General features: G+C 64.6%; 12 protein-coding genes. 4 read left to right on the forward strand and 8 right to left on the reverse strand.

Annotated features, from left to right (window positions below):
- Positions 1–163 precede the first annotated feature (163 nt).
- Complete coding sequence (locus FJ950_RS05510; RefSeq protein ID WP_140615685.1) at positions 164–643, reverse strand: thioesterase family protein; 480 nt, start codon at positions 641–643, stop codon at positions 164–166.
- A gap of 163 nt (positions 644–806) precedes the next feature.
- Between FJ950_RS05510 and FJ950_RS05515 the strand changes: the two genes are divergently transcribed.
- Positions 807–2222: an FAD-linked oxidase C-terminal domain-containing protein gene (locus FJ950_RS05515; protein WP_140615687.1), complete on the forward strand. Its 1416-nt coding sequence runs from the start codon at positions 807–809 to the stop codon at positions 2220–2222.
- A gap of 100 nt (positions 2223–2322) precedes the next feature.
- A complete protein-coding gene (locus tag FJ950_RS05520; RefSeq protein WP_140615689.1) occupies positions 2323–2841 on the forward strand; it encodes a hypothetical protein in 519 nt (172 codons plus the stop codon).
- A 29-nt stretch (positions 2842–2870) separates the two neighbouring features.
- On the opposite strand, the gene FJ950_RS05525 is transcribed toward FJ950_RS05520, so the two are convergent.
- Positions 2871–3857 (reverse strand): Dyp-type peroxidase, encoded by a 987-nt coding sequence (locus FJ950_RS05525; protein ID WP_140615691.1) that lies wholly within the window; start codon positions 3855–3857, stop codon positions 2871–2873.
- 132 nt (positions 3858–3989) lie between these two features.
- Between FJ950_RS05525 and FJ950_RS05530 the strand changes: the two genes are divergently transcribed.
- A complete protein-coding gene (locus tag FJ950_RS05530; RefSeq protein WP_140615693.1) occupies positions 3990–8036 on the forward strand; it encodes an AsmA family protein in 4047 nt (1348 codons plus the stop codon).
- A gap of 9 nt (positions 8037–8045) precedes the next feature.
- Here the strand turns inward: FJ950_RS05530 and FJ950_RS05535 are convergent, their stop codons facing one another.
- The 3 genes from FJ950_RS05535 to FJ950_RS05545 form a co-directional block, all read right to left on the reverse strand.
- Entirely contained in the window at positions 8046–8963 is a 918-nt protein-coding gene (locus FJ950_RS05535) for a sigma-70 family RNA polymerase sigma factor (protein WP_140615695.1), read from the reverse strand.
- Between the two features lie 33 nt (positions 8964–8996).
- Positions 8997–9302, reverse strand: a complete 306-nt coding sequence (locus FJ950_RS05540) for a hypothetical protein (protein WP_140615697.1) — start codon at positions 9300–9302, stop codon at positions 8997–8999.
- 106 nt (positions 9303–9408) lie between these two features.
- On the reverse strand, positions 9409–9837 hold the full coding sequence (locus FJ950_RS05545; protein WP_181166287.1) for a helix-turn-helix domain-containing protein: 429 nt from the start codon (positions 9835–9837) through the stop codon (positions 9409–9411).
- 165 nt (positions 9838–10002) lie between these two features.
- Here FJ950_RS05545 and FJ950_RS05550 point away from each other — a divergent pair, with 165 nt between their 5' ends.
- A complete protein-coding gene (locus tag FJ950_RS05550; protein ID WP_140615699.1) occupies positions 10003–11799 on the forward strand; it encodes a chloride channel protein in 1797 nt (598 codons plus the stop codon).
- Positions 11800–11801: 2 nt separating this feature from the next.
- On the opposite strand, the gene FJ950_RS05555 is transcribed toward FJ950_RS05550, so the two are convergent.
- Genes FJ950_RS05555 through FJ950_RS05565 form a run of 3 tightly spaced genes read right to left on the reverse strand, consistent with a single transcriptional unit; the run spans position 11802 to position 12768 of the window.
- The gene (locus tag FJ950_RS05555) at positions 11802–12026 is read right to left on the reverse strand and encodes a ribbon-helix-helix domain-containing protein (protein ID WP_015317259.1); all 225 of its coding nucleotides are present in this window, start codon (positions 12024–12026) and stop codon (positions 11802–11804) included.
- Positions 12023–12220 (reverse strand): DUF4169 family protein, encoded by a 198-nt coding sequence (locus FJ950_RS05560; RefSeq protein WP_015317260.1) that lies wholly within the window; start codon positions 12218–12220, stop codon positions 12023–12025. The genes FJ950_RS05555 and FJ950_RS05560 overlap by 4 nt, the downstream gene beginning before the upstream one ends.
- An 11-nt stretch (positions 12221–12231) precedes the next feature.
- A complete protein-coding gene (locus FJ950_RS05565) occupies positions 12232–12768 on the reverse strand; it encodes an SspB family protein (RefSeq protein ID WP_140615701.1) in 537 nt (178 codons plus the stop codon).
- Positions 12769–12821 lie beyond the last annotated feature (53 nt).

A 12821-nucleotide genomic window follows, 5' to 3' on the forward strand; every position in this document is an offset into this window, starting at 1 on the left:
GAGTCGTTCAACGGCTCAGATGGCTTGTTCCCGTTAAATCCTCGGTAAGGTTAATGCGGGTGCGAGGTGGCTTCAAGCACGCGTGCCAGCCGATTTGAGGAACCCGGCGATTTTGGATCGCGGGTGTGGCTTTGAGGCCAGACCCGGTCGCCTGGGCTTCGCCCTATTTGCGCTTGATGCCGATCGAACGGCCGGCGCGCTCGGGCATCGGGAGCACGGAGTGGGCGGCGCGCATGGCTTCGATCCTGGCCAGTACATCGGCCGGAAAGGGCGCCACCTTCGGCCCCGACATGTCGACATGCAGCGACAGGGTCTCGGACGTGGCGGCGAGCCAGCCGTCGACATGGCGGATTTCCTGATAGGCCCGCAGCCGCTTCTCGTCATGGTCGATGAGCTGGAAGGAGACCGTGACCTTGTGGTCGAGATGCAGTTCCCTGAGGTAGCAGACATGGACTTCGGCGGTGTAGATGGTGAGCCGCCGCTCTTTCACATAGTCCAGCCCCATGCCCATCGCCTCGAAGGCCTCGTCCGAGCAGCGGTCGAACAGCACGTTGTAATAGGCCATGTTGAGATGGCCGTTATAGTCGATCCAGTCCTTCTCGATGTCCATGGGCCTGGAGACGAAGGGGGCGGGAATGGACATCGAAACTTCCTTATTCTGGTGCTGGACAGGGCGTGGCCGGTGAGTGTCTTTACATTCTGACGCAATTTCGGATGGAAAACCGCTTCACACTTTTCCTGAAATTGCTTTAGGCATCCATACTCGCATAACAAGCGTGGGCGCTGGTCCATTCGCGGAGGAATTCATGGCTCTGAGCGACCTCAATCCGGTCGAACGCAACGAGGAAGGCATCGCGGCGGTGCTCGGCATCCTCAAGCAGCGGCTGGGCGAGCGCTTCCAGACCGGACAGGCCATCCGCTCGCAGCACGCGCATACGACCACCTATATTCCGACGCAGGCGCCCGACGGCGTCGCTTTCCCGGAGACGACGGCCGAGGTGCAGGAAATCGTGCGTGCCTGTGCCGCACACCGTGTGCCGGTGATCGCGTTCGGCGTCGGCTCGTCGCTCGAAGGCCACACCAATGCGCCGGGTGGAGGCATTTCGGTCAATACGTCGCGGATGAACCGCATTCTTTCGGTCAATCCGCAGGATCTCGACTGCACGGTGGAGCCCGGCGTCACGCGCGAGGATTTGAACCGGCATCTGCGCGACACCGGCCTGTTCTTTCCGATCGATCCGGGCGCCAATGCCTCGCTCGGCGGCATGGCGGCGACGCGGGCGTCCGGCACCAATGCGGTGCGCTACGGCACGATGCGCGAGAACGTGCTGTCGCTGACCGCCGTCATGGCCGACGGCGAGACGGTGACGACCGGCAAGCGGGCGAAGAAGAGTTCGGCCGGCTACGACCTGACCCGGCTGCTGGTCGGCTCCGAGGGCACGCTCGGCATCATCACCGCGCTGACCTTGAAGCTGCAAGGCATTCCGCAGGCGATCTCGGGCGGCGTCTGCCCGTTCCCGAGCGTCGAAGCTGCCTGCAACGCCGTCATCGCGACGATCCAGATGGGCATTCCGGTGGCGCGCATCGAACTGGTCAACGCGCTGCAGATGCGGGCGATGAAGACCTATTCCAAGCTCGATTATCCCGAGGGCCCGTGCCTGTTCGTCGAGTTTCATGGCAGCGACGCCGGCGTTGCCGAACAGGCCGAGACCTTCGGGGCGATCGCGGAAGACAATGGCGGCGGGCCGTTCCTGTGGACCAGCGTTGCCGAGGAACGCACCAAATTGTGGAAGGCCAGGCACGACGCCTACTGGGCGTCGCTGACCTTGCGCCCGGGCGCCAAGGGCCTGTCGACCGATGTCTGCGTACCGATCTCGCGCTTTGCCGAATGCGTCATGGAAACCGAGGCCGACATTGCCGAGATGGGACTTATCGCGCCCATCGTCGGCCATGCCGGAGACGGCAATTTCCACGTGCTGGTGCTGATGGATGTCAACGATCCCAAGGAAATCGCGCTGTCGGAAAAATTCGTGGCACGGCTCAACATGCGGGCGATCGCCATGGAGGGTACCTGCACCGGCGAGCACGGCATCGGGCAAGGCAAGATCGGGTTCCTGCGCCACGAACTCGGCCATGGCGTCGACATCATGCGCACGATCAAGCAGGCGCTCGATCCGCAAAACATCATGAATCCGGGCAAGATCCTGCCTGACGCGGGCTAAGGGCATCGCGAACAGCGCGTCTTGACCGCGCCGCCATTCGGGCGAGGCTCCTCAAGTGGCAAACCTGGAAAGACAGGCGTGCCGGCTGAGGAGAATTTTTATGGCCATTTCACGCAAGGAAGAAGCACGCGCGCTGAACGCCGATGAAAAGGAATTGGTGGAGAAATCGCACCATCCGGCGGTGCAGGAGCTTTCCGATTCCGACCTTTCCGGTCTGGTCAAGCTGTTGCGGGAACGGCGTGACAAGGCGCAGACCGAAGCACATCGCCGGCGGCGCGAAATACGCGGCAAGGGCGCGGCGAAAGGTACGGCACCCTCGAAGGCCGACGGAGGTTCACAAGTGAAGCTCGCGGTGCTGGCCATGGCGATGCGGCGGCTGAACGGCGAGGCCGAACGGCGGCGCCAACTGGCGGCCCGCACTTCGCTGGTCGACAATGCGCGCAAGGCGCTGGCCTTGAAGCAGAAAGCTCCGGAGGGTCCCACGCACAATTCGCGCACCGCCCACAAGGGCATGCGGGCCGTGGCCAACCAGAAGGTTCCAAATCTTGTTCGGCCGGCCGAACTCGGCCGCCAGCGCAAGGCGGCCAAGGTGGCGCAGGCGAAACGCGACGCACGCTAAGGGAGCGGTTAGGCCCGCCAACCGCCGCTCTATCCTGCAGTGGGAAGCTGCTCCCGGGCGTCCTGCACAAGCGTCTGCAGCATGGGGCGGGTCGGAGCGAAGAAGGTCGTGCCGGTGTGCGGCGTGGAGACATCGAGCAGCCGGTCGTAGGCGCCGGGCGGGTCGCCGACATACATGCGCTGCAGCATTTTCTCCGTGACCCAGAGATATCTGCTGTAGCCGATGAAGTAGGTGCCGAATTCGTTCTGCCCGGGCCTGCCGAACGGCATGTTGTCACGCAATATGTCGTGTTCGTTGCCGTCGGCATCGACCACGGTGGCCAGCGACTTATGCGATTTGCGCGGCGCGTCGTCATCGTCGATTTCGATGTTGTCGATCTTGGTGCGCCCAATGATCGCCTCCTGCTCGGGCGTGGGAATGCGCGCCCAGGCCTGCATGTCGTGCAGATATTTCTGGACCACGACATAGCTGCCGCCGGCGAAATCGGCATCCTCGTCACCGACCAGCGCCGAGGCGGGCAAATCGAGGCCGGCCGGGTTGGCGGTGCCGTCGACGAAGCCGAGCAGGTCGCGGGCGTCGAAATAGCGAAAGCCGATCACTTCGTCGACGACGCTGACGCCGGGACCAAGCCTGTCGAGCAGGATACGCTCGAATTCGAAGCACATGTCGGGCCGCTCGGCGCGGATGTGAAAGAGCAGGTCGCCCGGTGTCGTTGGCGCCGAATGGACCGCGCCCTTGATCGGCGCGAACGGCTTCAGTTCCAGCGGCCGCCGGCCGGGGCTGAGCCGGTCCCAGAGATCGCGGCCGATGCCGGCGATGCAGGACAGGCGCCCGCCGAGATCGCGGAATCCGACAGTCTTGACCAGATCGTCGAGTTCGCCGAGCACGGAACAAACCCTGGCCAGAGCCGGCTGATCGCCGGCGACGGTGCCGACAAGGAAAATCGCCGACTGCGATAGCGGGGCATCGACACTCTGCGCATCGATCGGCACGCGATCCCAGTTCTTGCCCGACATCCGAGAATCTCCGCTTTCCCCGGATTTGTTTCAGATCGTCCGACATGACGCAACACGGGATGAATTGCCTCTTTATAGACACGCGGATGCGGGTAGAGTGCGGCGGAATTGCAATCAACCTGTTCGGAGCTGATGCTCGCACGCCTGTTCGTGATCTTCGGTGGCCTGTTCGTGCTGGTGCTGCTTGCGGCGCTGGTGGTGCCGCATTTTATCGACTGGACCGGCTACCGCGCCGAGTTCGAGCGCGAGGCAAGCGCCATCCTCGGCCGCAAGGTAACCGTGCAGGGCGACGCCACGGCAAGGCTGCTGCCGTTTCCCTCGGTGACCTTTTCCAACGTCGCCGTCGCCGGTGGCCCCGACGGCCAGCCGGCCATGACCGTCGAGACGTTTTCGATGGACGCGGAACTGGCACCCTTTCTGCGCGGCGAGGTGCTGATCTTCGACATGCGGCTGGTGCGGCCGAAGGCGACCATCGACATCGCCGCCGACGGAACCGTCGATTGGGCCATGCGCCCGTCCTCGCCCTTCGACCCCGGCCAGGTCTCGATCGAGAAACTGACTGTGACGGAAGGGCAGATTGAACTGCGCCATGCCGCCGGCGGCCGCAGCCACATCTTTTCGGAGATCAACTCGACCATTTCGGCCAAGTCGCTGGCCGGTCCGTGGCGCATGGACGGCACGTTGCGGCTGGACGGGTTGCGGACCACTGTCACAGCGTCGACCGGCAAGGCCGAACCCTCCGGGCAGATGCGGTTACGGGTGAAGGCGGATCCCGACGCCTATCCGCTGGTCATCGAGACCGACGGCAATGCCGGCATCGTCAACGGTGCCGCCGTCTATTCCGGCCAGTTCAAGATTTCGGGCGCGGACAAGGATAGCGCGGGCAAGAATTCAGCCGAGTTGCGCGGCACGGACGGCGAGACGGTGAAAGTCAGCACCGGCAAGTCCGATCCGGGCTTCCGGCTTAACGGCAAGTTCTCGCTCGATCACCAGAAGCTTGGCGTCGACGAATTCCGTTTCGAGACCGGTCCGCTCGACAATCCCTACACCGCCGATGGCAAGGCCTCGGTCGATCTTGGCCAGAAACCGAGCTTCGCCATCGAGGCCAATGGCGCGCAGGTTCAGTTCGACGAGGCGGTGGGTGCCCAGGCGGGTACGGGCCTGACGCTGGATCAGCGCATCGCCGGGTTGGAGCAGGCGCTGCTCGATCTGCCGAAGCCGACCATTCCCGGCACGGTCGAGGTCAAGTTGCCGGCGGTGGTGGCCGGCGACACGACGGTGCGCGATGTTCATCTTTCGGCCGAGCCGGTCGGTGACGGTTGGTCGGTGAAATCGCTGGCCGCGACCTTGCCCGGCCGCACCAAGCTGGAAGCCGATGGCAAGGTAATGCTCAACGTGCAGGGCCATTTCGGCTTCACCGGCTCATTGCTGCTGGCCGTGGCGCAACCCTCGGGTTTTGCCGCCTGGCTGTCGAAGGATGTCGACGAGGCGATCCGCCGTCTGCCTGCCGCCGGTTTCAAGGCCAAGGTCGATCTCTCGCAAAATCATCAATCCTTCAGTGATCTCGAACTGATCCTCGGCAAGGCGAAGTTTTCCGGCCGCATTGATTCCAGCCAGCCCGAAGACGCAAAGCCATCGGTGCTGATGCGGCTCGAGGGCGGCGATCTCGATGTTGATGGGCTGGCGGCCTTCGCCTCGATCTTCGTCAGCGACAAGGGAGCCAATCGTTTTGCCGACAGCGACCTCGATTTCCAGATCAAGGCCGGCCCTGTCAGCGCCGGCGGCTTGACCGCCGACACGGTCGATACCGCGCTCAGGCTGCGCGACGGGCTGCTCGAAATCGACCGGCTGTCTGTCGGTGGACTGGCCGGTTCCTCGATCAGCGCCACCGGCCGCATCAAGGATTTTCCGGCGAGCCCGACCGGCAAGCTGGACGCCTCGGTGGTCGCGGTCGACCTCAAACCGCTGATCGATGTCGCAGCACGGCACTATCCGGACAATGCCGTGCTGAAGGGGCTCGCGGACCGCGCCGCGGCCTATCCCGACTTGTTCCAGGACGCGCGCGTCGACCTCGTGGCCAGTGCCGCCGACAATGGCGACGGCACCACGGGCCTGGCGGTGAGCGGGCAAGGCAAGGCCGGTGGCTCGTCCTTTTCGGCGTCGCTGTCGGGGAAGGGCGCGGTGGACAGGCTTGCCGACGCGCCGGTGACACTGACTTTCAATGCCAGGAACCCGGACGCAACCGCCTTGCTCGCGCTCTACGGCCTGCCGGCGCTGCCGCTCGGCATGTTGGGTGAAGCAAGCACCGACATCCAGGCCAAGGGCACGCTTTCCGGCGGTCTGGCGACGAGCTTCAGCCTTGCCGGCAATGACTTCAAGGCCGGCTTCGAGGGGGTGGTCGCCGACACGCCGCAAGGCCCGACGGCCAAGGGCAAGATCAACCTCGACGCCTCCGACATCGAGCCGTGGCTGATGACGACGGGCATCGGCCTGCCCGGCATGGGCGCCGGCATGTCGACATCGCTGGCCGCGCAGGCCGATTACGGCAATGGCCTGCTGGTGCTCTCCGGGCTCAGCGGCGCCATCAACGAGGCGGCTGTGTCCGGCGACATCAACCTCGATGTCAAGCAGGGGGTCGACGGCAAGGACGGCGTGCCGCATCTGGCTGGGGCGCTGGCGCTCGACGAACTCGACCTCGATCCGATGGCGGTGGCGCTGTTTGGCGATTCCGCTTTTCTCGTGGACAAGAACGGGTCCGACAAGAGTGACAATGCCGACAAGAATAACAGGGCCGACAAGAATAACAGGGCCGACAAGAATGACAGGGCCGACAAGAATGATAGGGCCGACAAGAATGACAAATCCGGCGCGTGGCCGTCGGCGCCGTTCAGCCAGAAGTCCAGCCTGCCGTTCACGGCCGAACTCGACCTGACCACGGCTTCGCTGACCGTTGGCCCGCTCGCCACCGCCTATGACGCGGCACTCTCGCTCAAGCTCGACCCGGAAGGCATTCGGGTCACCGATCTCAAGGCCAAATTCCTCGGCGGGGCGCTCTCCGGCCTGTTCGAGCTGAAGAACAATGACGGTACCGGGCTTTTCACCGGACAGATGAAACTGGCGGGTGCCGATCTGGCTGATGTCTTGCCGGATGCGGGCATCGGCGGCAGCGGCGATTTCTCGACGACGCTGTCGACCAGCGGCAAATCCGTCGACGCGATGATTGCCGCTCTATCGGGATCCGGCACGGCGACGCTGAAGGGCTTGCGGATCGCCGGCGTCAATCCTGACGCGTTCGGCGCTTTCCTGGCCAAGGCGGATGCAATCGGACGCGATATCGACGCCACCAAGACGGCTGGTTTCGCGCCTGACATAGCCGCCGACGGCAGCTTCGCCGCCGGGAATGCCGAGGTCGCCTTCACGATTGCCGGCGGCACGCTCAGGGCGCCGCCGATCAGCCTTGAAAACCCGGCGGCGACGTTGTCGGCCGACATCATGGCGGATCTCAACGCCAGCACGGTTTCCGCCAAGGGCGCGGTCACCTATCGGCCTGGCGACGAAGCGCTGGTCGGCTCCGAGCCGGCCGTGAATTTCACCGCCGAGGGGCCGTTCGGTGCCGTGAAACGGCAGTTCGACAGCGAGCCCCTGGCGCAATTCCTGACCCAGCGTGCGCTGGAAAAAGAACAGCAGCGCGTCGAGGCGATGCAGGCCGCGTTGCTGGAGAAACAGCGGCTGCGACGCGAAGTGCGCTATTACGCGGCGCTTCAGGATGCCCGCGACAAGGCCGCGGAGGAGCTGCGCCAACAAGAGGAAGCGGCGCGCCTGAAGGCAGAGGCCGACGCCAAGGCGAAAGCGGAGGCCGACGCTCAGGCCAAGGCCGAAGCGGATGCCAAGGCAAAGGCCGACGCGGAAGCAAAAGCCAAGGCGGATGCCGAGGCCAAGGCGGCGGCGGAACAGCAGGCAGCGGACGAGGCGGCCAAGGCGCAGGCAGAGCAGGAGCGCCAGAAGGCGGAGGAGGCGATGCGCATTGCCTCCCAGGAAAAGGCCAGGCTCGAAGCCGAGCGCAAGGCGGCGCAACAGGCGCCCAAGGCCGAGCAGGTGCCCGCCAACGACAATCCGCCTCCAGCCAAGCCGAAACCCAATCCATTCACGGTCGACAATCTGTTGAAGTCACTGCAGTAGGCAGCAGGGCTAGGCTTTCCGGTTGCTCACCCGCCGGGCAATCGTCTCAAGAACGAACGTTTCGGCGCCGTCGGCGACGTATCTGGCGTGACGGAAATCGCGGATGGCGGCAAGCTTGCCGCCCTGCCAACCCAGCAGGATGAAGTATGCCGGTGCTGCCCTCGGGTCGTTGGGATCGCGCACGAGGATTGCCGGGCGGTCCTCGACGAAACCAGGCTGGAAATGCCAGTCCCGCACCCGGGAATAATTGCCGAAATAGGTGGCCACCTCCTTGCGGCCGTTGAGCCTTGCCCTGGCCACCAGTTCCAGCCGCACTTCGTCGGCCAGCATGTCTCGCACGGCGTCGAAGTCGCGGGCGTTGAAGCGATCGACATAGGCGTCGAGCAACAGGCGCTCCGATGCACTCAGCCTGGGAACAGGACGATCGTCCTGTTCGTCGGCGAGCTCACGCAGCCGGCCACGGCCACGATGCAGCGCTGCCTTGATCGCGGGGATGCTGGTGTCGAGCATGGTGCTGATTTCCCGCAGCGAATAGCCCAGCACATCCATCATGATGACGCTGCTTCGCTGCGCGACGGGAAGGCGCATGAAACTGTGCAATCCGGCTGCCGCGGCCTGCCGGTCGGCGATGGAATTTGCCGGGTCGGCGATCATGTCCGGCTCCTCCTCGGAGAAAGTCTTCTCACGGTCGCGGCGGCGCAAAAAGTCGAGCGCCGCATTGTGCGCGATGCGAAACAGCCAGCCTTCGGGATTGGCGATCGGGACGGTGCCGGCCAACGCCTCGAATGCCTTGGCCAGCGCCTCCTGCACGACGTCCTCGCCATCGACGACCGAGCCGGTCATCCGGGCGCAGTAGCGATGCAGTTTGGGGCGCAATTCGCCGAACAAGCGGTCGAAAGGCTCTGAGATCTCGCCTGGATTGTTCATGCACCGGCCGTTCTTGACATGGTTCTATTCAGGCTACTCGTCCAGCATCCGATAATGGCCCACCACTGTCATCACGTCACGATGCGGAGGGTCGACGCAGCGATCCCTGATGCCACTCTGAAAAGCCTGGAAGGCGGCAAGCCCTGTGATGAGGTCGGCATGCCCGTCGGTTTCGGTCTCGACGAGATGGACGAAAGTGCCATTGCCGGAGCGCAAGGTCATGTAGCGAACGCCTTCCGGCGGTTTGCCGCGCAGTTCCTCGAACACTGCCTTGACCAGGCGCTCGTTCTCGTCGGCCCGGTCCGGCTTCGTCTTGTAGCGTATCAAATGGCGTTTCATCGCATCGGCTCCCTTGGCTGTCGCGTGTTCAAGACGCCGCGGCCAGCCCAGAGGATTCGGATTCCGGAAAAAATAGTTCGTTATCGGCCCGCACGGATGCTGGACGTCAGTCCTGGCTTCGGTCGAGCAGGCGCCGCAGCATGGGTTCGATGCGCGAGAGCTCGTCGAGATGCGCGGCCGACAGTTCGGCCAGGCAATCGTCGGCGCGCTCGGTCAGCCGCAGCAGGACGCGGCGGTGGTCGTCCTTGTCCTGGTCGCGTGCGACCAGTCCTGCCTCGCCGAGACGGTTGACCAGTTCGACGGCGCTGTGGTGACGGATGCGCAGGCGTTCCGCCAGGTCGCCGACCGTCACCGGCCCGCCGCCGGGATATCCCTTGATCGCCAGCAGCGCCTGGTGCTGGCGCGGGGTCAGGCCGGCGTCCTCGGCCTGCACCTGGCTGAATTCGAGGAAGCGGCGGATGAGGTAGCGGAACTCGGACAGCCGCTGGTAGTCGGATTGCCTGATGGCGGGGCGTGGTGTCTTGGGCTGCGTCATGTCGGAGATGTCTTCGTTTTCCGGTGAAAGCTCAAACGAAATTTCGAGCGAAAGCCGCTTGAACAGATATATCGTGTTACGATACATACCCCGCCGACAACCGGCTGGCCACTTCGACCGTGCCGCAGAACCCAGACACGGCCGCCGGCAGGAAGCAAAGCCACCATGAAGACCCATAACTCCAATCCCGATCATCTCCGGGATTTCACCACGGATGCCCGAGTGCTGCTCGTCGCCGCGATAGCGGTGGTGGTGGCGACCGCCGGGCTGTTTGCCGGCATCGCGCTTCTGAAGCTGATCCGGCTCGCCACCAACATCGCCTATTTCGGCCAGTTCTCGCTTGCCGAGCTGAAGCTGCAGGATACGCCGCTCGGGCTTGCCGCCGTCATCGTTCCGGTCATCGGCGCGCTGATCATCGGCCTGATGGCGTGCTACGGCAGCGAGAAGATCCGCGGCCACGGCATTCCCGAGGCCATCGAAGCGATCCTGCTTGGGCGCTCCAAGCTCGACGCCAAGGTGGCGATCCTGAAACCGCTGTCGTCGGCGATCTCGATCGGCTCCGGCGGGCCGTTCGGCGCCGAGGGTCCGATCATTATGACTGGCGGCGCCATCGGCTCGCTGATCGCGCAGATGCTGCCGGTCTCGGACAACGAGCGCAAGACATTGCTGGTGGCGGGAGCGGCGGCCGGCATGACCACCGTGTTCGGCACGCCGATCGCTGCCATCATGCTGGCGGTCGAATTGCTGCTGTTCGAATGGACGCCACGCAGCTTCATCCCCGTCGCGGTTGCGGCCATCGTGGCCGAGGTGGAGCGCACCATGCTGCACATGCCAGGGCCGATCTTTCCGTTCGCGGGCAACATGGCGGTTTCGTTCGTCGGCCTTGGCGGCTGGGTGCTGGTCGGCATCTGCGCCGGCCTGTTGTCCGGGCTGCTGACGCAGATGGTCTATGCCTGCGAGGACGGCTTCCAGAAGCTGCCGATCCACTGGATGTGGTGGCCGATGCTCGGCGGCCTGGTGGTCGGCATAGGCGGCTTGATCGACCCACGAGCGCTCGGCGTCGGCTATGACAACATCGCCGACATGCTGGACGGCCGCACGATCGCCACCGCGGCGCTGCTGCTGCTGGTGGTCAAGGCCATCATCTGGTCGGTTGCGCTCGGCTCGGGAACTTCGGGCGGCGTGCTGGCGCCGCTGTTGATCATGGGTGGCGCGATGGGGGCGGTGCTTGCCGGCATCCTGCCGGCGGCGGACCCGGGCTTCTGGGCACTGCTGGCCATGGCCGCCACCATGGGCGGCACGATGCGCGCGCCGCTGACAGCCACGTTCTTCGCCGTCGAGCTGACCGGCAACACGCATGTGCTGGTGCCGCTGATCGCGGCTTGTGCCGCGGCGCACGCGGTCACCGTGCTGCTGATGAAGCGTTCGATCCTGACCGAGAAGATCGCCAGGCGGGGGCACCATCTGGTTCGCGAATATCGCGTCGACCCCTTCGCGCTGACCAGGGTGCGCGAGGTGATGACGGCGCAGGTCGAGAGCGTGCCGGCGACGATGACGCTGCATGGTGCGGCCGCCTTCCTGACCGCGCCGGAAACCCGGCATCCGAGTTTTCCCGTGGTCGATGAAAACAGGCAGGTGCTCGGCCTCATCGATCCGCCGGCGATCCTGCGCTGGCGCCGTGCCGGCAAGCACCGGACGACGACGCTCGGCGAGCTGCTGGCGGGAAGCAAGGTGACACTGGCCCATCCCGACGAATATCTGGAAGGCTTGTCGGACAAGCTGCTGACCGCCAATGTCTCGCATCTGCCGGTGGTGGCGCGTGAGGATGGAAGGCTGGTCGGCTATGTCGGCTGGAAGGATCTGATGCGCGTGCGCTCGCGCAAGCAGGCCGAGGAGCGTGAGCGCTCCACCTTGCTCGGCTTCGGGCGCGGGAAAAAGGCGGATCCGGTCGAGGGGGCGTAAGTTCAGGCGCTCGTCGCGCGCTTCGCCCACTCCAGGACATGCAGCCTGAGCGCCGAGGACAGGTTGGTGTCACGGGGCCGGGTCTCGTCGATTTCGGCGACAAGGGCGGCGAGCGTCAGCTTCCTGGTCGCCGCGATGGCGACGAGATCGTCATAGAAGGGCTTTTCGAGGGAATAGCTGGTGCGATGGCCGCGAATGGTGACCGAGCGTTTTTCGACGGCGCTCATTGATCGTCAGGCAGGGTGGGCTTTTCGCGATGATGGCCCGCGACAAACCTTTCGCTCTTGTCGGCGATCAGGCGGTCGCGTTCCTTTTCGGCCTTGGTGCGACCGTGCAAGGCGCGATTCTGGCTGGCCGTTTGTGCCTTGTCGTCCCGCGCCTTCCGCTTGCGAGCCTGGCGGAGATTGACGATGTCGGCCACGGACCGCGAGCCTACTTCTTGCGGAAGGCGTCGAGCGAGACCACTTCGGCGCCCTTGGCGCCGGCATCCGCGGCGGTTGCCTTCTTCTCCGCTTCGGCGGCGGCCTTCTTCTCGGCCTTCGGCTTCTTCTCGGAGACGATGGTCAGCGGCTCGGGCACCGGTGCTGCCGGTTCCTCGTCGGGCTGCGCATCGGTCTTGACGTCGAATTCGAGCTCGAAATTGACCGACGGATCGTAGAAGCCGCGCACGGCCGAGAACGGGATTTCCAGTTTCTCCGGCACGTCGGAGAAGGAGAGACCGACCTCGAAACCGGTGTCGGTCACCTTCAGGTCCCAATACTGGAACTGGATGACGATGGTCATCTGCTCGGGATAGCGCTCGCGCAGCCGCGATGAGACGCGCACGCCCGGCGCGCCGGTCAGGAAGGTGATGAAGAAATGATGGTTGCCGGGGAGGCCGGTGCGCGCGACCTCTGCCAGAACCTTGCGCATGACGCCGCGCAACGCCTCCTGGGCCAGAATGTCGTAGCGGATATGGTCGTCGGCCATGAGGTGGTCGGGTTCCGTTGAATCGTCCGCATAGCTGTAATCAAGCTTGGGCG

The organism is Mesorhizobium sp. B2-3-14, from assembly GCF_006442175.1.
Classification (GTDB): Bacteria; Pseudomonadota; Alphaproteobacteria; order Rhizobiales; family Rhizobiaceae; genus Mesorhizobium; species Mesorhizobium australicum.